Here is a 21,062-nt window from a genome sequence, read left to right as displayed (position 1 = left end):
GGGCGGCCGGCGGCGGGGGGGCCCCGGCCGGCCGGGGGGGGGGGGGGGGGGGTGGGGGGGTGTGTGGGGGGGGGGGGGGGGGCGCGGCGGGGCGGGGGGGGGCGCGGCCCCCCGGCGGCGGCCAGGACGGCCAGCGCCGTACCGGCCACCTGGCGGGTGCTGGTGGCGGGGCCGATCCGGGGGACGACCATCGCCGCGTCGACCGCTTCCAGCAGGGTGTCGCGGGCCGCGCCGGGATCGTGCCCGGCCAGCACGCGGGCGGCGTCGTGCAGGAGGCGGACCGCGCCCTCCCGGCCGAGCATCAGGTGGATCAGGCCGCGCAGGCGGTCGGCGTGGGCGCCCAGGACGGGCAGCCCGGGACCGGGGGCCAGCAGGGCGAGGAGTTCCTCGCCGCGTCGCGGCGCGCCGCCCATGAGGGCCGCCGCGCAGGCCTCCAGCAGTCGGCCGGCCCGGTCGGCCGGGTCCGGGGTGAGTTCGGCGGCGCGTTGCAGGAAGGCGGCCTGGGCGAGGTATCCGCCGTGCTCCCGGGCCCGTTCGGCGCAGGCGTGCAGCTCCGCGGCCACGTGTTCGTCGGGGCCGTCGACGGCCGCGGCGCGGTGCCAGGCCCGGCGGTCGGCGTCCGTCAGCGGATCGGTGACGGCGGCCAGGGCCGCGTGGACGGCCCGTCGGTCGGCCCGGGAGGCGCCCGCGTACACGGCGGAGCGGATGAGCGGGTGCCGGAAGGGGGAGGTGCCGGGCGCCGTGCGCAGGACGAGCAGTTCCTCGCGCTCGGCCTGTTCGAACGCGGCGGCGACCTCCTCGTGGGTGACGGGCAGCCGGTGGGTGAGGGCCTGCCGTACGAGACGCAGGTCGCCGGTGGCATCGGCCGCGGCGGCGAGCAGCACCGTCCGCGTCAGGCCGGGCAGGGCGCCGGTGCGCCGGAGGAACCGGTCCTCCAGACGCCGGCCGATGGGCAGCGGCCCGCCGAAGGCGATGTCGCCCGGGGCGGTGCTCCGCGCGAGTTCGCGGATGGCCAGCGGGTTGCCCGCGGCCTCGGCGAGGATGCGCGCCGCGACGACGTGGTCGACGGCGTCGTCGGTGTGGTCGGCGAGCAGGGCGCGCGCGTCGTCCGCCGGCAGCGCGGTGACGTGGAGCTCGGGCAGGCCGGGCGGTACGCGTCGGCCCTCGGCGTCGTCGCGCAGGGCGAACAGCATCACGATGCCGTCGGCGTGCAGGCGCCGTGCGACGAAGGCCAGGACGTCGAGGGACTCCTGGTCGATCCACTGGGCGTCGTCGCAGACCACGAGCAGGGGCTGCGCCCTGGCCGCGGTGGAGAGCAGGGTGAGTACGGCGAGGCCCACCAGGAACCGGTCGGGAGCCGTGCCCGAGATCATCCCGAACGCGGTTTCCAGTGCGGCGCGCTGGGGGTCGGGCAGTTCCCGGCGCCGGTCGAGGAACGGCAGCAGCACGCGGTGGACGGCCGCGAAACCCAGCTCCTGCTCGGCGTCGATCCCGGCGAGGCGGGCCACGCGCATACCGGAGGCGGCGGTGACGGCGTGGTCCAGGAGCGTCGTCTTCCCGATGCCGGCGTCGCCGTGCAGGACCAGGACGCCGCTCATCCCGGCGCGTGCGTCGTCGAGCAGCCGGTCGATCCGGGCGCGTTCGGCCTCCCGGCCCTTCAAGATCATGCAGGGACGATACCCGTTGCGCCGACCGACGGCGTGGGGTGCGTCCGGGCAGGTCCGACCGGCCCCGCGTGGGGACCGCCGCACGGTCCCCTGTGGATTCCACCGCACGGGACTGGGGGTTTTCCGGGATTCGAACGCGCCCGGGTGCCGGGCAGGCTGCGGCCATGGCACGAAAGACAGCAGACGAGCTCGGCGGGCCGTGCCGGGTCCGCCCGGCCCACAGCAGCGACGGGCCCGCCGCGGCCGCGCTCCCGCACCCCTCCGCCGCCGCGGAGCCCGACCCGGTGTCGTTCTGGGCCGACCGGGTCGGCAGCACGCTGGGGCCGGTGGTGGTACTGCCCCACGACACCGCGTCGTTCCGGGGGGCCATCTCGGTCGGCGACTGCGCGTACGTACGGGTGGCGACCCTCGACACCGCTCCGCACCGGATCCGCCGCACTCCCCCGCCCGCCGAGCGCGGCCACGCCTCGTACGTGGTGGCCGTCGTGCAGGCCGCGGGAACGGTCGTGGTGGCCCAGGAGGGCAGGACGGCCGAACTCGCCGAGGCGGACATGGGAGTGTTCGTGACGGGCCGTCCGGTCACCCTGGACTTTCCCGACCGCGGCCGGACACACATGATCCGGCTGCCCCGGTCGGCCCTCGCCGTTCCCGAACGGCACCTCAGCTCCGTGCTGGCCACGGCCATCCGGCCCGGGGACGGGGTGGGCGCTCTGGTGTCGCCCTTCCTCGCCGGCTTCACCGGGGCCGTGGCGGCGGGGCGCACCACGCTGGGGCACCGCGTGGCCGGTCACGTCACGGACCTGATGACCACCCTCGTCGCGGAAGCGGCCTCGGGAACGGCGGCCGGGGACGGACGCCCCGGCCACCTGCTGGCGCGGATCCGCGCGTACGTGGAGGGCAACCTGGGCGATCCGGAGCTCTCGCCCGCCTCGATCGCCGCCGCCCACCACATCTCGGTCCGCTACCTGTACCGGCTCTTCGCCGAGGAGGAACCGACCCTCGGCCGCTGGATCCAGCAGCGCCGGCTGGAGGAGGCGCGGCGGGAGCTCGCCCGGGCCGGCCGGGACGTTCCCACGGTCTCCTTCGTCGCGCACCGCTGGGGGTTCGCCAGCGCGAGCCACTTCAGCACGGTGTTCCGCAGAACGTACGGGATGACGCCCCGGAGCTGGGTCAACTGCCGCCGCCGGATGGACTCCGGACCACCGGCGCCGCCGCTCCGGTCCGCCACCCGTTCCCCCTCCGCCTGATCCCCCCTCACCCGGTCCACCGCCACCTGATCCCCCATCACCTTCGAGGAGCAACCCGTGTCGTCACCCGGAACCACCCCCTCCTACGCCCGTGACCTCGCGCAGGTCGAGGCGGCGAACGCCTGCGATCGCGTCCCCGTCGTGTTCATCCACGGTCTGTGGCTGCTGCCCACCAGCTGGGACCGCTGGGCGGCCGTCTTCGACGAGGCCGGCTTCGCGCCCGTCCTCGCCGGCTGGCCCGACGACCCCGAGACCGTCGAGGAGGCCCACGCCCACCCCGAGGTCTTCGCGGGAAAGAGCGTGGGACAGGTCGCCGACCACTTCTGCGACCTGATCGGCAGGCTCGACCGCGAGCCCGTCGTCATCGGCCACTCCTTCGGGGGCCTGATCACCCAGATCACCGCCGGCCGGGGCCTTTCCCGGGCTTCCGTCGCCATCGACCCGGCCCCCTTCCGCGGGGTGCTGCCACTCCCCCTGTCCTCCCTGCGCGCCGCGAGCGCGGTCCTCGGCAACCCGGCCAACTACCACCGGGCGGTGCCCCTGACGTACGAGCAGTTCCGCTACGCGTTCGCCAACGCGGTCGGCGAGGAGGAAGCACGCGAGCTGTACGGCACCTTCGCCGTCCCGGCCCCCGGCGAGCCGCTCTTCCAGGCGGCCGTGGCGAACCTCAACCCGTGGACCGAGGCCAAGGTCGACACCACGGCGGCCGGCCGCGGACCACTGCTGATCATTTCCGGGCAGCAGGACCACACCGTTCCCTGGGCCATCGCCCACGCCTCCTACAAGAAGCAGGCGCACAACGAGCACGCGGTCACCGAGATCACCGAGATCCCCGGCCGCGGCCACTCGCTGACCATCGATCACGGCTGGCGCGAGGTCGCCGACACCGCCCTCACCTTCGTACGCCGCTTCGTCGATCCCGCCGTGCGCTCCACGGCGTGACCGTCGCCCCGCCCGTCCTCGAGCGGCCGGGAGGCCGCCCGAGGACACGCCCGGCTCAGTCCCGCCGGGCGGTGGCGGGCGGGACGGCGGCCCTGCGCGCGTGCAGGACGTGCGCGTCCAGGGGCAGGGGGCTGTGGCCGACGAGTTCGAGGCCCGCGTCGGCGAGCAGGCGCGCGTAATGGCCGGTGCGGCGTTCGCGGCCTCCGACGTTGCACAGCATGTGCAGGTCCCAGGCGGTGGCCAGGGAGGGGGAACCGTCGGCGGGCAGCAGCCGTTCCACGACCAGCAGGTCCGCGTGGGCGGGCATCGCGCGGGCGCAATGACGCAGGATCTCCCGGCAGCGGTCGTCGTCCCAGTCGTGCAGGACGCGGGAGAGGACGTACACGTCGCCGCCGGGCGGCACGTCGGCGAAGTCGCCCGCGCGGTAGTCGCAGCGCGCGCCGCAGCCCGCGGCGTCGAGCAGGCGGCGGGCGGCCTCGACGGCGTGCGGGCGTTCGAGGAGGATCCCGCGCAGGCGCGGGTGCGCGGTGAGGAGACGGCCGAGGAGCTCTCCCGTCCCGCCGGCCACGTCGACGACGGTCGCGGGCGCGGACGCCCGGGCCGCGGCGGTGATGACCGGGTGGGCGGGCAGCGGCTGGAACATCCGTGAGCTCGCGGCCATGGACCGGTCGAAGAGGTCGGCGAGGTCGGGGTCGCGGGCGAAGTGGTCGAAGTGGTTCTCGCCGAAGAGGTGGTCGAACGCCGGCTCTCCGGTCCGCACGGCGTGGTCGAGGCCGCCGAAGGAACGGTAGAACGGGCCGCCGTACAGCAGGGCCAGCGGTCGCATCGACCCCGGCTCGTCCGTGCGCAGCAGGGCACCGAGTCCGGTCAGCCGGAAGCCGCCCGGCTCCTGGCCCTGGGTGACGGCGCCGAGCATGGCGAGGTAGCGCAGGAGCGTGGCGAGGGCCCGGGGGTGGGTGCCGGTCAGCCGCGCGAGGTCCTCGGCGCGGTACGTGGTGCGGGGGTCCATCGCGTCCGGCAGGCCCAGCCGGGCGAAGGCGGCGAGTGCCTGCGTCGTCCACGCGCCGGTCAGGAGGCGAAGGAGCGTTTCGGCGGGCGGCCGTGTGCCATCGCCGGGATGGTGCCGGTCGGGGTGGTCCAGGTGCGCGGCGAGGGCGTCGCGGTGGTCCCCGCGTACGTAGAGTTCCAGCCTCCGGTATCCGCAGGCCGGATCGGCGGGGGCGGTGAAGTACAGGACCGTGCCGTCCTCGTGCGGGTTGTAGCCGCCGCCGTCGGGGCGCGCGCCGTGGCGGACGAGGATCGCGCACAGGCCGCGCAGGGCCAGCTGGTCCGGGTGCTCGACCTCGAAGGCGAGGTGCGCCTCGTGGCGGCGGGCGCGTTCGTGGGCGGCGATCCGTTCCAGGCCGGAGTGCGGGGGCACGGTCAGGGCGAACACCTCGACCGCGCGGCGTTCCCCGGCGGATCCGTGGACCTGCGGGCGCAGGATGCGTACGTCCAGCTCCGCCGGATCGAGCCGGTGGCGCCGGGCGAGGCGGTCACGGACCACCACGCTGGGGTGGGAAGGGGTGTCCGGGGCCAGCCCGCACTCGGCGAGCCGGGCCCGCAGGCCCTCCTCGTCCGGCGGGAAGAGCAGCAGCCCGGCGTGGGCGAACCGGCAGTGCCCGGCCAGCGCCCTCAGGTCCGGGCCGTCGAGGCCGGGCAGGAGGAGGGGGAACAGGGCGGCGCTGTCGTGCCCGCGGACGAACTCGGCCGCCGCGCGCAGGCGTGCCGTGTCGTCCAGAAGCATCGTTTCGTCGGAGAGCGTCGTCGTCATCGTGGGGGGTGTCCTCGGGCAAGTACGGGTCTGGGCTGGGGTGGGGGCAGGGTGGCGGCCCCGCGGGCAGGGACGGGAGGCCGGGTGAGCGGTACGGGGCGGGGGCCGCCTCGGCCGTCACACGCCGACGTAGTTCTCGGCGAACCAGTCCTGTTGGACGCGCGAGGTGCGCAGCGAGTCGAGCCGGGAGCGCCGCAGAGCGGCGTGGAAGAGCGATTCGGGACCCTCGTCCCGGTCGGGAACCGCGTGCAGCAGCCGGGTCAGCCACCCGGTGAACTCCTGCGCCCGCCAGATGTGCGCGAGGCACTGGTCGGAGTACCGGTCGAGGGCCCTCATGTCGCCCCGGGCGAGGGCGTCGACGAGGGCTTCCGCCAGGAGCTCGGCCTCCAGCACCGCCAGGTTGGCGCCCTTCGCGGCGGCCGGGGCCGACAGGCTCGCCGCATCGCCCGCCAGGAAGAGCGAACCGTGCCGCAGCGGTTCGATGACGTCGCAGGTCAGGTCGACGATGCCGCGTTCCAGGAAGGTGCCCCGGCGCAGCGGGCCGTAGTCCGCGGCGCGCATCCGGACGTCGAGCTCGTCCCAGATCCGCTGCTCGGGCCAGGCGTCGGCCGGGACACCGCGCGGCCACTGGAGGTAGTAGCGGGTGATCTCCGCGGTACGCGCCATGTGTCCGGCGAAACCGCGGTCGTGGAGGGCGTAGCCGACGGCGTCGAGGCTCGGCGGTGTCCCGGCGAGCAGGCCGAGCCAGGTCACGCCGTGGTCGTGGTGGTGGCGTACGGCACCCGGCGGCAGGGAGCGGCGGGCCGCTCCGTGCCGTCCGTCGCAGCCGGCGACGTAGCGGGCGGCCCACCGGGCGGGGCGGCCGTCGGGCTCGCGCGTCGTGACGGACGGCCGGGGGGTGTCGGCGTCGTGCACGGCGAGCGCCTCGGTGTGGAAGCGGATGCGTCCACCGCGGTCGAGGTAGCGCGTCAGGAGGTCGGTGACCAGGTTCTGCTGCGGGTAGACGTGGTGCTGCTCGCCGTGGCCGCGGGTGCCGTAGTCGAGGCGGAACCGGCCGTCGGCCGTCCGGAACTCGCACGTGCCGTGGCGGCGGCCGTGCCGGTGCAGGCCGTCCGCGAGGCCGTGACGGTCCAGGATCCGCACGGTGTTCGGCACGAGGAACCCGGCCCGGGCCCGGGTCTGGACATGGGCGCGGGAGGCGCGTTCCAGGACGACGCAGTCGATCCCGGCGGCGTGCAGGAGGTTTGCGAGAACGAGCCCGGCGGGACCGGCGCCGAGGACGACCACGTCGGCTGCTTCGCATAAGGAGGGGGAGTTCTGACTTTCCGTCATAGCGGGTGAAGCATAAGCGCGCGAAGAACCGTGAAACCACGCAAGTCATCCCCAGGCGGGAATAGAGTGACAATCGACCTGGCCGTTCCCGGCCCATGACGGCGGGGCCGGGAGGGCCGCCCGCGGCGGGCCGGTCGTGCGCGCCGGGCGCGCGGAGCCGGACACACGCTCCCACAACGCTCCGCCGCGGACCGTCGTCGGTCAGAGGGGCTGGAGCCGGGTGCGCAGGAGGCAGAACTCGTTGCCTTCGGGGTCGGCCAGGACGTACCAGCTCTCGGTCCCGGTCTGTCCGATGTCGGCGGGCCTGGCACCGAGCGCGAGCAGCCGCTCCCGTTCGGCGTCCTGGTCGCGGTCGGTGGGGTTGACGTCGATGTGCAGGGGAAGCTTGCCCGACCGCGGGTCGGTGCTCGGGTTGAGGATGAGCGTGGGCTGCAGGCCGCCGAAGCCGGCGCCGGGCGGCCCGATCTCGATGCTTCCGTCGTCCTCCCGGCCGAGTTCGACGTAGCCCAGGACCTCGCTCCAGAACGCGGCGAGCCCCTCGGGGTCCGCGCAGTCGATGACCAGCTCACTGATACGGCATGCCATGCGCGTCAGTGTACGGAGACGGTGGCGAATTCTATGTCCTGCGCCGCGAGTCCGATCGCGCTACGGCGGGACCGTCCGCGCTCATGACACGGTCCTCGTCAGCGCCGCCGGGGGTGCCGGGGACGGGGACGGGGCCGAGGCCGCCAGGGACTGCCACTCGGTGGGGGACATGCCGTACGCGCCGCGGAAGGAGCGGCTGAAGTGCGAGGGGCTGGTGAAGCCCCAGCGGCGGGCCACCGCGGCCACGGTGAACCGGCGCCGGGACCGGCCCAGTTCGATCCGGCAGGACTCCAGCCTGCGCCGGCGCACCCACTGGCTCACCGTCATGCTGTCGTTCTGGAAGAGCCGGTGGAGGTAGCGGACGGAGATGTGGTGGGCGCGTGCGATCGATTCCGGGGAGAGGTCCGGGTCCCGTAGGTGCTCCTCGATGAAGGACCGGATCCGGGACAGCGTTTCGTCGCCTGCCCTCGGCGGGCCGGCCGGGGCCGACTCGCCGGCCGCGACCGGCTCCAGGAGCTCCATGACCAGCACGGACAGGAGGTGAACGGCCGTTCGGGCCGGCCCGTCCCCGATCGTGGACCGGCGGAACTCCGACTTCGCGGCGAAGGCCGTGAGGAAGTCCGACACCAGGGCGCCCAGGCCCTCGCCGCCGCGCACGGGGACGCCCACCACCCGCCGCAGCTCGGGCTCCGTGACGCCCACGTAGCAGCGCGGGATCCGGAAGAAGATCATCTGGCAGTCGTCGCCGAAGCGCAGCAGGTGGCGACGGGCCGGGTCGCAGAAGACGAGGTCGCCCGGCCGCAGAGGGCTCGTCGCCCCGTCGCGGACGACCGTGACCGGTCCGTGGACGTGCATGCCGAGGTAGAGGAACGTTCCGTCGCCGCCGCCGGGCATCGTGGAAAGGACCTGCACGAGCCGCGAGGGGGTCGGGGTCAGCGTCTGTTTCATGGGTACTCCCACCGAACGGTACGTGGCGGTGGCCGGGTCAGGACCGGGCGTCCGGGGACTCCTCGGCCAGGAACTCCTCCAGGAACTCCTCCACCACCGCGTTGAAGGCGGCCGGGTTCTCCAGGAAGGGGAAGTGCGAGTTCGCCTCGCCGGACGTGAAGACGTGCAGCCGCGCGCCGGGGATCCGCCGGGCGATGTAGCGCTGTGCGTCGGGGTGCACGTGGCTGCCCTCGCAGCCGATCACCAGGGTGGGTACGTCGATCCGGGGCAGGACGTCGCGCCAGTCCTGGGCACAGTGGTCGAAGAGCAGCGGTACGCCGGCGTACGCGGGGGTCGAGGTGATCTCCCGTGCGACGAAGGCGAGCAGCTCCGGGTCGGGATCGCCGGAGAACATGCCGCGCACGAAGTCGGCGCGCACCGTGTCGCCCTGCGGCCCGGCGAGCGCGGCGCACAGGGCGAGGAGTTCGGGCACGTCGAAGATGGCACCGGACTCCTGCTGCTCCTGCCGGGTCAGCCAGGGAGCGGCGGCGACGGCCGCCGGCTGGTCGACGGCGACGAAGCGCCGGATCCGGCCGGTGCCGTACTGGTCGATGAAGCTCCACCAGACCGATACGCCCATGGACCAGCCGAGCGCGTCGAAGCGCTCCAGCCGGAGGTGGTCGACGACTTCCCGTACGTCCGCGGCCAGGCGGGCGATGCGGTAGCCGTACCGCGGCTTGCCGGACAGACCGTGCCCGCGCAGGTCCAGGGTGACGATGCGACGGCCGGGGGCGAGGCCCGCGGTCTGGTGTCGGAACATCTCCTGCGTCTGGCCCCAGCCGTGCAGCAGGAGCAGGGGGACGCCCTCGCCGCCGGTGTCCCGGTAGGCGATCCGCGTGCCGTCGGTCGTGATCACTTCGTTCATCGTGTCTTTCCTGTTCACGGGCGGGCCGGCGGGCCCGCCCCGTCCCGGCCATCCTCGAACGCGGCGCGGCGCCGCCACCACCGCGTGCTGTAGGAATCGGGGCGTGGATCATTCTCGTTCTGTCGAAGCGGGGCGGGCCGGGGCGGTTCGGGTCGGGTCCGGGGCCGTTCCGTGACTGGTCCGGGGCCGGTCACGTGCGCGCGGGGGCGGCCGCGGTGAGGAGTTCCTCGGTCCTGAGGCCCAGGTGCAGGGTGAGCCGGTGGACGCCGTCGTCCAGGTCGAGTCCGGTGATCTCCTGGATCTGGCGCAGCCGGTAGTAGAGCGAGGTGCGGTGCAGGCCCAGCGCGTCCGCGGTCCTCGGGATCGACCCGGCGTTCTCGAGGAAACACCGCAGCGTGTCCCGCAGCCGGTCGCCGCCGTGGGCCCGGTCGAGCATCCGCAGCGGCTCCGGCACGAGGGACGGGTTCAGGATGTGCTCGGGGAGCTGAAGGAGCACCGCGAGCGCGCCGAGCCGTTCCCAGTCGCCCACGCCCTCCAGCGAGGGCAGCCGGCGGGCCGCGCGGGCCGCCACCAGCGACTGCTCGTACGAGGTCCAGGCGTGGGCCAGGCCCTGCTGCCGTCCGCCGACGCCGATGACGGGAACCGCCGACGGGTCCAGGAACGTGCGCAGCTCCTCCAGGATGCGCGCGCACTGGGCGGCGATCTCCTCCGGCGCGGGCGGCCGGTCGCGCAACTGGAGCAGGACCGCCCGCTCCTGGTAGACCGCCACGAGACCCTGTGCGGTACGCGTCCGGCGCAGACCTTCCAGCGCCGCCCACAGGGCCGTGTCGGCCTGCCGCCCGGGCTCGGTGCCGCGGCACAGCTGGACGGTGGTGACCAGGACGTGGCCCGACTCGCCGATCAGCCCGAGTTCCAGGGCCCGTCGGCGGGCGGCGGTGCGCGTGGCGAGGTCGGTGTCCAGCAGTTCCAGCACCATGGTGCGTTCGTCGGCCCTGCGGGTGTCGGAGGCCAGCTGTTCCCCGTACATCTGGGCGGCCATCGTCTCGGCGGCCCGCGCCACGGCGGCGGTCTCGTGTTCCGCGAGGGCCCGGTCCGGCGCGACGATCATCAGCAGCCCGAGGAGGTGCCCGCGCGCCCGGAGCGGCACGACGTAGCGGGGCAGCAGTCCGAGGTCCGGGCGGCCGTCGACGAATCCGGGGCGCGTCCACCGGGCCACGCCCACGGAGAGGACGTACCGGACCGCGGCGCTGTCGGCGCGGCCCTGCAGCAGGGTGCCGACGCGTACCGGGTCCTCGTCGCCGAAGTGGCGGCTCGTGCACACCATGCGGACCAGCGGGTCGTCGACGACGACGGAGCGGCCCAGGGTCTCCGCGAGGTCGTCGACGAGCGCCTGGAGCTCCGTACTGCCGGGTCGCGCTCGCTGGGGACTGACGGTCATGCCCTGTTCCTCTCTCGACCACCTGCGTTCCCGCGGAGCGCGCCGCCCTCCGGCGTGCCCGCGGCATTGATCATTTTTGAGGAACGGCCGGGATCGGCACATCGCACGAATCGTGCATTGACGGGGCACCGGCAGGGGATACGAAGTGATTACGCTCCGTCGTCACGGGTGGTCACCAGACGGGCCAGGTCCGCGCGCGAGGTGAGGTCGAGCTTGGTGAAGGCGCGGCGCAGGTGCGAGCCCACCGTGTGCGGCGAGAGGGAGAGGTGCTCGGCCACCTGCGCGTTGGTCAGTCCCTGGGCGACGAGGCGGGCCACCCGGAGCTCGGCGCCCGTCAGTTCGGGCCATTCCTTGTCGTGTCCGGCCGTCGAGGGCCGCCGCCGGATGCCTGCGGCCCGCAGGCGCCGGCGGACGCGTGCGACGTCCCGGTCGGCCCCGGCCCGGGTGTAGAGGGCGAGGGCCGATTCCAGGTACGGCACGGCTTCGGACAGCCGGGTGGCCGCGAGTTTGCGACCGGCGTCCTCCAGGGCGGATGCGCGGGCGATCGGCCGGGGGCAGTCCTCGTACAGCCGGACCGCGCGCACGAGGTGGCCGAGGTCGTTGTCGAGCAGTCCACGGGCGTGCGCGGCGCCGGCGGCCAGGAGCGGAACGCCGGGGTTGTGCGCGGCCCGTCGCTCGGCGGCGTGGACCGCGGGCACGGCCCGCTCGAGTGCGCCCGCACGCAGGGCGATACGGACGAGGACGGGGGTGTCGGCGGGGTCGAGCGGGGCAGCGTCGAGGAACGGGCCGGGGGCGGTGGGTGACGGCTCGTCCCGGTCGGGTGCGGGCCGCTGCGCGCCGGGCGCGGGCAGGACCTCGCCGAGGGCGGCCAGGGCCCGGTCGGACCGGCCTTCGGCGTCGGCCATCAAGGCGAGGAGCCAGGAGCCGACCGTGCGGACCAGGGGCGGGCCGCCGTCGCGCATGCGCCGTGCCTCGGCCGCGTACGTCCGGGCGGCCGCCCGGTCGCCGGTGTGGAGGGCGACGCGCGTCATCGCGTACCGGAGGGTGAGGTCGGCGAAGTCGCCGAGGCCCAGCTCGTCCGTCAGCGCGGCCGCGGCCGCCGCGTCGGCCCGGGCGTCCGCGAGCCGTCCGGCGTCCAGGAGCGCCCGGGTGCGGTTCATGAGCCACAGACATGTGGTGGCCGCCTGGCCCTGGTTCCGGCTGCCGCGGACACCGGAGTCGGCGACGGCGAGCGCCGCGCCGGAGCGGCCGGCGAGGTTCAGCAGGAAACCGTGCCAGAGGGCTTCGGGAACCCAGAAGGAATGGACGATGCCGAGGCCGGCGGCGAGGGCGGCGGCCCGGTCCGCCCGGCGCAGGGCGTCGGCCCAGTCCGACCGGGCGAAGCGGACGGCCGATTCGACCACCGTCAGCGTGGCTTCCGCCGTACGGTCCCCCGCTTCCCCGGTGGCCGCCAGCGCCGCGGGCAGGGCCCGCTCGGCCGCCTCGTTCTCGCCCGACATCGCCAGGCCCAGGCACGCCAGCGCCAGCAGCCGGGCCCGCAGGTCCGCCGGGATCCCGGGCAGCGCTGCGCCGGTCCGGGCCTGGCGGACCGTCTCGGTGAAGTCGAACTGGCTGGACAGGCGGGCCAGGGCGAGGCGTATCCGTGCCTCGTCCTCGGCCCCAGGGGCCGCCACCGGGGCACCGCCGCCGGGCCCGCCGCTCGCCAGGGCCGAGGCGCCGAGGTCGCGCGCGCGGGCCGGCCGCCCGGCCTGCCAGAGCAGCGGGATGGTCTCGGCGACGAGCCGCGGCCGCTCGGGAGCGTCCGCGGCGATGCCGTCCAGGGCCCGCAGCGCCAGTTCCGCGGCCGCCGCGGGAGCGGTGCTCGCGAGTTCCGCCGCGGCGGTGCGCAACCGGTCGGTCTCGCTGCGGTCATCGCCGGGGCGCCCCTGACCGGCCCGCGGGGCGGGCGGACCGTCGGCCGGCGCGGCGCTGCCGCCCGGCTCGTCCGCGGCGTGCCGGCGCAGGCTCTGGCGTACCGAGGGCGGCAGCCCGGCCGCGACCGCCCGGCGGACCAGATCGTGGCCGAAGGCCAGGAAGTCGCCCTGTTCCGCGAGCAGTTCGGCGTCCAGGGCTTCCCGTACCGCGGTGATCAGTGCGGCCGGCGACCTGCCGAGCAGCTCGGCGAGCCGCACGACGGTGACCGGGCCGCCCACGGCGGCGGCCGTTTCCACCAGCTCGCGCGCCGCCCCGGAGAGCCGGTCGAGGCGGCGGGCGACGGAGGGCAGCGGGGGCACCGGGAAGGCGCCGGCCGTCAGTCGCGCCGTACCGTTCCCGGTCGTCACCGCCTCCTCCTCCCGTACGGCGCCGAGCAGTTCGACCAGCAGCGCGGGCACGCCCCCGGCGCTGCGGACGACGCCGAGGACGTCCGGTCCGGGAACCGCGCCCAGGACGTCCTCGGCGATCCGCGCGCTCGCCCGGTCCGTGAGCGGCCCCAGGACGAGTTCGTGCGCGCCGGCCCGTCGCATCCGGTCCAGGGTCGTGCGCACGCCCGGCGGTACGACGGCACCCCGTACGGCCACCAGCCAGAGGATCGCGTGCGGGGCCAGTTCGGTCACGACGGTGCCGAGCGTGAGCAGGGTCAGGTCGTCGCACCACTGGAAGTCGTCGAGGACGATCAGCAGTGGCCGGTCACGGGCCGCCTCCCGCAGGCGGTCGGCCAGTTCCCGCAGCAGCCAGAACCGCTGACCGGGCACCGTCGCCAGGTTCCGGAGGCGGTCGGCGTCGGCGAGCGGCTCCGGACCCGCGAGCAGCCCCTCCAGCAGCGGGCCGAGCGGGACCGGCGGCGCGTCGGGGTCCACTCCCCCGTGGAACACCCGTATGCCGCGCCGTCGTGCGGACGCCGACGCGGCCACGAGCATCCTGGACGTGCCGATCCCCGCCGGGCCCTCGATCCGTACGATCCCGCCCTCGCCGCGGCCGAGCGCGTCGAGCCGTGCTTCGATGAACGACTGTTCCGCCTCCCGGCCGCGCAGCGGCGTCGGCCCGCCGGCGGGGTCCTCGGAAGAGGGGCCTGGCCCTGTCGTCATGCCGTTCACCCTTTTCCGCCGGCCGGGGGCCGCACGGGATGACGCCGGAGCTCCACGCGCGGTACGGCGGATCAGTATGAACGCCTCCCCGGGCTTCAGTCGAAGCGCAGGTCGGCGAGCTGCCGTTCGAGGGCGGAGCCCACGCCGGGCGTCACTTCGCGAGGAAGGCCAGGAGCGCGGCGTTGACCTCGGCCGCGTGGGTCCACAGCAGGCCGTGCGGGGCGCCTTCGATCTCGACGTAGTCGGCGGCGGGGAGCGCCTTGTGGAAGGGGCGCGCGCTGCCTTCCGCGGGCAGGATGCGGTCGGCGGTGCCGTGCAGGATCAGGGCGGGGACGTCCACGGCCGGTATGTCGGCGCGGAAGTCGGTGTACCAGGTCGACGGCGCGGCGGACGCGGCGAACGTGCCGCCGCCGGCCGCGGTGTTCCAGCTGTTGCGGACGGCATCCTCGCTGATGCGGGTGCCCAGGTTCTCGTCGAGGTTGTAGAAGTCGTGGAAGAAGGAGGTGTAGTAGGCGTACCGGTCGGCCTGCACGGCGGCGACCACACCGTCGAAGAACTCCTTCGGCGCGACCCCGTCCGGGTTGTCGTCGCTCTTGAGCAGGCAGGGCTCCAGCGAGGCCAGGAAGGCGGCCTTGGCGACGCGGGCGGAGCCGTACGCGGACAGGTAGCGGGCGACCTCGCCGGTGCCCATGGAGAAGCCGACGAGGACCGCGTCGCGCAGGTCGAGGGTCTCCATCACGGTGTTCAGGTCGGCGGCGAAGGTGTCGTAGTCGTAGCCGGTCGTCGGGTGGGAGGACTGCCCGAAACCGCGGCGGTCGTAGGTGATCACGCGGTAGCCGGCGTCGAGCAGCGCGGCGCTCTGGCGCTCCCAGGAGCGGCCGTCGAGGGGGAACCCGTGGATGAGGACGACCGGCTGGCCGGCTCCGTGGTCCTCGTAGTACAGGTTGATGGCGGTGGAGTTCTCCTGGCCCACGGTGATGTACGACACGGGTGGTTCCTCGATTCGTGGTGCGGCTGGTCCGCGCGTCGGCGCGGCCCTTGACGCCGTCACGTTAGGGCGGGAAAGGAGCCGTCTGTTGTCGGGCGATGCACTGGTTCTTGCCCACGGGTGCAGTGTCGGCGGGCGTGGCCGGGCCGGCCGCCCCGGTCTCCGCCCGCGCCAGGAGGAACCGGGTCAGGTCGACCCGGGAGCTGACGGAGAGTTTGCGGAAGACCGAGGCCAGGTGGGTGTTGACGGTGTGCGGGGAGACGACGAGGGCCGCCGCGGCCGAGCGGTTGGTGTGGCCCGCGGCGATCAGCCGGGCCACCTTGCGCTCGGAAGCGGTGAGCGCGTCCCAGCCCTGGCGGGGCCGCGGCCGGGTCGCGGCGCGCCGCCGGCCGGCGCGGGACGTGGCCCGGTCCAGGTCCGCCCGGACCCGGTCGGCCTCGGCGGCGGCCCCGGCCCGCACGTACATCTCGTGGGCCGTGGTCAGGGCGGGTACCGCGGCGGCGGCCGGCAGGGCGCGCCCGAGGTCGGCGCAGGCCGCCGCGAGGTGCAGGGGGCGGGGGCCGTCCCGGAGGATCCGTACGGCCCGCTCAAGCCGTCGCGTGTCGGCGGTCACCAGGGCGGCCGCGTGGTCCGCCATCCCCTGTGCGGTGGGCACGCCGGGGTTGCGGGAGGCGTACGCGGCGGCCTGGGCCGCGAGGTCCTCGGCCAGCGGGGTGTCCCCGGCGCGCAGGGCGATCGTCACGGCGTCGACGAACCGGGTGCGCAGGATCCGCCAGCGGCCGAACGGGTGGTCGCGCTGGGTGGACCGGATCTGACGGGCCGCTGCCGCGTGGTCGCCGTCGGCGTCGGCGCGGACGGCCTCGAGGTACTGGTGGGCTGCGTGGTTGCCGGCGTTCGGCCGGGCGGCCGTCGTCGCCCTGATGATGCCGAGGTGTTCGCGGGCGGCGTCGCGGTCGCCGCGCAGCATCGCCAGCAGGCCCCGGTGGACCCGGATGTTGACCAGGTTGCCGGGCACGCCGATGTCCGCTTCCAGCCGTTCGGCGGTGACGAGGTCGCTCTCCGCGTCGTCGAGGCGGCCGAGCCCGAGCCGGAGGCTGCCCTGCGCCCACATCAGCATGGCGGGGCGCAGGGGTTCGTCGCCGGCCTCCCTCAGCAGGCGGTCGGCGCCGTCGAAGTCGTCCATGTGGACGCGCGCGACGACCTCCTCGGGCAGGAAGGCCGGGTCGAAGGCGGCCAGCGCCGCGTGGTGGCCAACGGCCGTCTCGCACGCGCCGGCGTTGAGGGCGATCTCGCCGAGCCCCCACAGGGCGGCGACGCGGGCCTCGCGGTCGCCCGAGCGCCCGGCAGCGGCGAGGGCCCGCTCCCCGGTCCGGCGCGCGAGGCGCAGATCGCGGCCGCGAGACTGCGCCAGTGCCTGCCGGGCGGTCAGGCGGGCGGAGACGGCCGGGTCGGTGACCACGGCCAGTGCCGCCGACGTACGGCGGGTCAGCTCGTGGATGTCGTCGAGGTGCCACAGCGCGTCGCCGAGCGAGCACTGCAGACGGGCGAAGGTCTCCAGCGGCGGCTGCCGGGCGAGCAGCATGTCGCCGGTCTCCCGGGCCCGGGTGTACCGGCCGGCTCGGGTGAGGGCGGCGATGGCGCGTTCCCCGGCTCCGAACGCCTCGGGGTCGTGGGGCGGCAGCAGGTCCAGGGCGCGCGACTCCAGGTCCGCGGCGAGGTCGGGCATGACGGCGCGGACGTCCGCGGCCGCCCGGCCCAGCAGCCGGACCGCCTCGTGGTCCCCGGGGTCGGCGCTGTGGAGCAGGTGCGGCACGGCGTCGGCGGGGGTCCGGCCCGCCGCGACGAGCCGGCTCGCCGCCTCCCGGTGCAGCGCCCGCCGTACCGAGGGGGCGAGGTCGGCGTACACGGCCTGGCGCAGCAGGTCGTGGCGGAACACCAGGCGTTCGCCGTCGTCGTGGAGGAGGCCGGTGGTGACCGCCTCGTCGACGGCGCCGATGAGCTCGGTGGCGGGGCTGCCGCACAGCATCGCGGCGTCGGCGAGCCGGAACGCGCGTCCCAGGACGGAGCCGATCCGCAGGAAGTGCAGGGTGCCGGGCCGCAGGGCGGCCAGTCTGCCGCGTACGCCGGCCACCAGCCGCTCGGGCGGTGTGTTCGCGTCGGCGTCCGACGCGGCGATGCCCGCCAGCAGCTCCGAGGCGAGGAACGGGTTGCCCGCCGCGCCGTCCAGGAGGTGCGTGACCCGCTCGGGCACGTTCTCGCCGAGCGCGTCGCGCGCCAGCTCCGCGAGCGCCGCGCCGGACAGCGGCCGCAGCGCGACCGTCGTCGTGCGCGGCCTGTCCGCGCGCAGGCCGGGGTCCTCCCGGGTGGCGAGCAGCCACAGGACCGGGGAGGTGAACAGACGGGCCGGCAGGACGTTCAGGGCGAACCGGCTGAGCTGATCGGTCCACTGGACGTCGTCGATCGCGATGAGGACGGGGGCGCCCGCCGAGCGCTCCTCGATGAGCTGGGCCAGCCGTTCCACGAGCCAGATGCGCTGGTCGTGGTGGCCGGCGAGGTCCGCGAAGTCCACCGCGGACAGCAGCGGCGGGTCGCCGTGCAGGAGACCCGAGGCGAGGGAGGCGAGCGGCGCCAGCTCGTGCAGCTCCTCGGCGCGTCCCTGGCTGACGAGGAACCCGTGGGCGCGTGCGAAGGCGACCGTCTCCTCCAGGAGGACGGTCTTGCCGATCCCCGGCTCCCCCAGCAGTACGGCGATCTCCCCGCCGCCGCCGCGCACGGCCTCGACCAGGGCGCGCAGCCGGCCGATTTCGGCCTCGCGGCCCCGCAGTCCGGGCCGGCTCAGGTCGGGGCCGCTCACGTCGGGCCGGCTCACGTCGGGCCGGCTCACGTCAGGGCGGCTCACGTCGGGGCCGTCCGGGCCGGGGCTCCCGGTCTCCTCCCGCGCGGTCATCCCTTGACCGATCCCGCGAGGAGTCCCCGGGTGACGTACCGCTGGAGGGAGAGGAACACGATCACCGGGACGACGGCCGATACGAACGCTCCGGCGGTGAGCCGCTGCCACTCGTTGCCGCGGGTCCCGGCCATCGCCGCCAGGGCGGCCGGGACCGGCGCCGTCTCGGTCGCCGCGCCGGACAGCGTCAGCGCCACCAGCAGGTCGTTCCACACCCAGATGAACTGCAGGACCGCGAACGTGGCCAGAGCGGGCGCGGCCAGCGGCAGGACGATCCGGAGCAGTACCGTCCGGTGCGAGGCGCCGTCGACCCGGGCCGCTTCGATCAGTTCGCGCGGCAGTCCGGCCAGGCAGGTGTGGAGGAGGAACACGGCGAACGGCAGCGCGAAGGCGGTGTGGGCGAACCAGAGGTGACCGAACCGGGCCGGACCGTCCAGGTTCCAGGCGGGCAGGAACAGCCACCCCCGGGAGAAGAGCCTCAGCAGGGGCACGAGCGCCATCTGGAGGGGCACGACCTGGAGCGCGAAGACGGCGACCACGACGGCGTCCCGCCCCCTGAAGTCGGTCCACGCCAGCGCGTACGCCGCGAGGAAGGCCAGGACCAGCGGGAACAGCACCGAGGGGAGGGTGATGACGAGCGAGTTGACGAGGTGGTCGGCGAGCCGGCCCGACGCGTTCCGGGGGCCGAACAGGACCTCGCGGTAGTTGTCGAGCGTGAGGTGCGGCGCGCCGAACACGGTCCACCAGCCCGTCGTCTTGATCTCGTCCTCGGGGCGGAAGGAGGACAGGAGCAGGCCGAGGGTCGGCGTCGTCCACAGCAGCGCGATCACGACGGCGGCCCAGGCGAACGCGCGGGAGGTCAGCCGTTCCCGTACCCGGCTCATCGTGCGCTCCGCCGCGCCCGGACCTGGTGGGCCACCACCGGTGTCACGAGGACGAAGAGCAGGACGGCGAGGGCCGCGCCGCGGCCGGTCCGGCCGTAGCGGAACGCCTGGTCGTACATCTCGTGGGCGAGGACGCCCGTGCCGAAGCGGCCGGCGGTCATGGCCTTGACGATGTCGAACGCCTTCAGCGTACCGATCGCCTCGGCGAGGACCATGACGAGCAGCGCGGGTCGGATCACGGGCAGGGTCACGTACCGGAAGACCTGCCGGGGCCGGGCGCCGTCCAGCCGGGCCGCCTCCGTCAGCTCACCGGGAACGGCCCGGATCGCGGCCGTCAGCAGGACCGCCGCGAAGCCCGCCTGGGTCCACACCATCGCGACGACGAGGAACAGGACGTTCCAGGGCGCGTCCACGAGCCACTGGCGCGGCTCGCCGCCGAACGTCACCACGAGCTGGTTGAGCAGGCCGATCTGGTCCGCCCCGGCGGGGCGGTAGGCGTAGACGAACTTCCAGATGATGCCCGCACCGACGAACGACATCGCCATGGGCAGCAGCAGGAGGCACAGGGCGGGCGACCGCAGCCGCGACCGTGCGACGGCGACCGCGTAGAGCAGGCCGACCGCGGTCACCAGCAGGGGCACCAGCACCACCCAGATCAGGGTGTTGCGCAGCGCGAGCAGGGCCCCGGGGTCGGTGAGCGTCCACGCGTAGTTGTCGAATCCGACCCACGCGGTGCCCTCGTCGTCCGTGAACGACAGCATCAGGGTCCGCAGGGCGGGCAGGAACAGGCCGGCCGTCAGGAGCAGGAGCGCGGGGGCCAGCAGCAGGACGGCGGCGCCCCGGCCGCGCACCGTACCCCGGTGGAGCACGAGCAGGATGAGACAGACCACCGCCGCGAACACGCCGACGCCCTGGAGGAGGTACAGCAGTTTGGGCTGCTGGGCGAGCAGGTCGAACGACATCAGGGACTCGGCCAGGACCGTTCGATCGTGTCGGCCACCGGCCGGGTGGCCTGACCGCCGGCCCAGTCGACGGCACCCTTCCAGAACGTCCCCGCGCCGACGGTCGCCGGCATCAGGTCCGAGCCGTCGAACCGGAACCGCGTCCTGGGGTCCTGGAGCAGCTCGATCGAGAGCCGGTCGACCGGGTTGGCGGCGTCGGCCGGGTCCACGTCCTTGTGCGCCGAGACGAACGGGCCCTTCTTCATACGCGTCTCGGCGAAGTCCGCGCTCGCCAGGTACGCCCGGAAGGCCCGGACCTCCGGCCGGTCGGCGAACGCCGCCGCGAACACCCCGCCGCCGAGCACCGGCTGGTCGGCGGGCTCCCTTCCCGGCAGGAGGAAGGCGTACACGTCCTCGTCCGGTCCGATCCGGGTCCCCCGCGGCCACTGCTCGGCGTAGAACGAGGCCTGCCGGTGCATCGCGCACTCTCCGGAGAGGACCGGCAGGCCGGCCTCCTGGTAGGTGATCGAGGTCATCGAGCGGGCGGGTCCGAAACCGCCGTTGGCGTACCGGTCGTTCTTCAGGACCGACCCCACGGTGTCCATGGCCTCGATCACGCGCGGATCGTCGAAGGGGATCCGGTGGGTGACCCACTGGTCGTAGACGTCCGCTCCCTGCTGGCGCAGCAGGACGTCCTCGATCCAGTCCGTGACGGGCCAGCCGGTCGCCTCCCCGGACTCGACGCCCACGCACCACGGCGTGACGCCCGATGCCGCGACCTTCTCCGTCACGTCCATCAGTTCGGCCCAGGTACGGGGCACGCCCAGCCCCCGGTCCCGGAAGAACGCCGGCGCGTACCAGACGAACGACTTGACGTTGGCGACCAGTGGGGTGCCGTACAGCGTGCCGTCCACGGTGGCGTAGCGGTTCCAGTCCGCCGACCAGCCCTGCCGCGCCAGCGAGGCGAGCTCGGGGTCGGCGGGCTTGAGCCGGCCGCTGCGCGCGAAGCGCTCCAGGAGCCCCGGCTGAGCGAAGAACGCCACGTCGGGGGCGTTCCCGCCGTCGGCCCGGAGCTGGATCCGGGCCTCGAACTCCCCGTCTCCCTCGTACTGGACGTCGATGCCCGTGCAGGCCGCGAAGTCCGCCCACGTCTCCTCGAACAGGTCGGCTTCCCGGTCCCGGTTCGACGCGTGGACGGTGACCTCGGTGCCGGGGTGCTCGCCGTAGCGCGCGTACGGGCCGCAGTCGGCGGCCGCGCGGTTCCGCGGGCCGCTGCCGCCGGGCGCACCGCAGGCGGTGACCGTGGCGACGAGGGTGATGACGGCGAGCGCGAGCCTCGCGCCGGACCTCATGGGTGTGCT

15 protein-coding genes are annotated in these 21,062 nt (G+C 74.8%); 2 read left to right on the top strand and 13 right to left on the bottom strand.

Going from position 1 to position 21,062, the window contains the following annotated elements:
• A partial coding sequence (locus ACZ6KO_RS07480; protein WP_469301168.1) for an ATP-binding protein occupies positions 1-1,667 on the bottom strand: 1,667 nt, incomplete at its 3' end.
• A 164-nt stretch (positions 1,668-1,831) separates the two neighbouring features.
• Here ACZ6KO_RS07480 and ACZ6KO_RS07475 point away from each other — a divergent pair.
• Both ACZ6KO_RS07475 and ACZ6KO_RS07470 read left to right on the top strand, forming a co-directional pair.
• The gene (locus ACZ6KO_RS07475; protein ID WP_469301166.1) at positions 1,832-2,914 is read left to right on the top strand and encodes a helix-turn-helix domain-containing protein; all 1,083 of its coding nucleotides are present in this window, start codon (positions 1,832-1,834) and stop codon (positions 2,912-2,914) included.
• Between the two features lie 57 nt (positions 2,915-2,971).
• Positions 2,972-3,856 carry an alpha/beta hydrolase gene (locus tag ACZ6KO_RS07470; RefSeq protein WP_469301164.1) on the top strand — a complete coding sequence of 295 codons (885 nt, stop codon included), beginning with the start codon at positions 2,972-2,974 and terminating at the stop codon, positions 3,854-3,856.
• Between the two features lie 55 nt (positions 3,857-3,911).
• On the opposite strand, the gene ACZ6KO_RS07465 is transcribed toward ACZ6KO_RS07470, so the two are convergent.
• The 12 genes from ACZ6KO_RS07465 to ACZ6KO_RS07410 all read right to left on the bottom strand — a co-directional run bounded on the left by ACZ6KO_RS07465 (position 3,912) and on the right by ACZ6KO_RS07410 (position 21,053).
• Positions 3,912-5,669, bottom strand: a complete 1,758-nt coding sequence (locus ACZ6KO_RS07465) for a methyltransferase (RefSeq protein WP_469301162.1) — start codon at positions 5,667-5,669, stop codon at positions 3,912-3,914.
• Between the two features lie 117 nt (positions 5,670-5,786).
• Complete coding sequence (locus ACZ6KO_RS07460) at positions 5,787-7,001, bottom strand: 4-hydroxybenzoate 3-monooxygenase (RefSeq protein WP_469301159.1); 1,215 nt, start codon at positions 6,999-7,001, stop codon at positions 5,787-5,789.
• 201 nt (positions 7,002-7,202) lie between these two features.
• Positions 7,203-7,586, bottom strand: coding sequence for a VOC family protein (locus tag ACZ6KO_RS07455; protein ID WP_469301157.1), 384 nt, complete (start codon positions 7,584-7,586; stop codon positions 7,203-7,205).
• Between the two features lie 81 nt (positions 7,587-7,667).
• A complete protein-coding gene (locus ACZ6KO_RS07450; RefSeq protein WP_469301155.1) occupies positions 7,668-8,534 on the bottom strand; it encodes a helix-turn-helix domain-containing protein in 867 nt (288 codons plus the stop codon).
• A gap of 37 nt (positions 8,535-8,571) precedes the next feature.
• Positions 8,572-9,438 carry an alpha/beta fold hydrolase gene (locus tag ACZ6KO_RS07445; protein WP_469301153.1) on the bottom strand — a complete coding sequence of 289 codons (867 nt, stop codon included), beginning with the start codon at positions 9,436-9,438 and terminating at the stop codon, positions 8,572-8,574.
• Between the two features lie 190 nt (positions 9,439-9,628).
• Positions 9,629-10,876 carry a PucR family transcriptional regulator gene (locus ACZ6KO_RS07440; RefSeq protein WP_469301151.1) on the bottom strand — a complete coding sequence of 416 codons (1,248 nt, stop codon included), beginning with the start codon at positions 10,874-10,876 and terminating at the stop codon, positions 9,629-9,631.
• A 149-nt stretch (positions 10,877-11,025) separates the two neighbouring features.
• Positions 11,026-13,941: a helix-turn-helix transcriptional regulator gene (locus tag ACZ6KO_RS07435; RefSeq protein ID WP_469301149.1), complete on the bottom strand. Its 2,916-nt coding sequence runs from the start codon at positions 13,939-13,941 to the stop codon at positions 11,026-11,028.
• A 151-nt stretch (positions 13,942-14,092) separates the two neighbouring features.
• Positions 14,093-14,929, bottom strand: coding sequence for an alpha/beta fold hydrolase (locus tag ACZ6KO_RS07430; protein ID WP_469301147.1), 837 nt, complete (start codon positions 14,927-14,929; stop codon positions 14,093-14,095).
• Between the two features lie 64 nt (positions 14,930-14,993).
• Positions 14,994-17,876 (bottom strand): helix-turn-helix transcriptional regulator, encoded by a 2,883-nt coding sequence (locus ACZ6KO_RS07425; RefSeq protein ID WP_469301145.1) that lies wholly within the window; start codon positions 17,874-17,876, stop codon positions 14,994-14,996.
• Positions 17,873-18,760, bottom strand: a complete 888-nt coding sequence (locus tag ACZ6KO_RS07420; RefSeq protein ID WP_469301143.1) for a carbohydrate ABC transporter permease — start codon at positions 18,758-18,760, stop codon at positions 17,873-17,875. Before ACZ6KO_RS07420 ends, ACZ6KO_RS07425 begins: the two co-directional genes overlap by 4 nt.
• Positions 18,757-19,722, bottom strand: a complete 966-nt coding sequence (locus ACZ6KO_RS07415) for a carbohydrate ABC transporter permease (protein ID WP_469301141.1) — start codon at positions 19,720-19,722, stop codon at positions 18,757-18,759. The genes ACZ6KO_RS07420 and ACZ6KO_RS07415 overlap by 4 nt, the downstream gene beginning before the upstream one ends.
• Complete coding sequence (locus ACZ6KO_RS07410; protein WP_469301139.1) at positions 19,722-21,053, bottom strand: ABC transporter substrate-binding protein; 1,332 nt, start codon at positions 21,051-21,053, stop codon at positions 19,722-19,724. The genes ACZ6KO_RS07415 and ACZ6KO_RS07410 overlap by 1 nt, the downstream gene beginning before the upstream one ends.
• Positions 21,054-21,062: the final 9 nt, after the last annotated feature.

The sequence above is a fragment of the Streptomyces sp. NPDC042102 genome, assembly GCF_055582305.1.
Note: the sequence above shows the minus strand (reverse complement) of the source record. Positions and strands in the feature narration are given on the sequence as shown.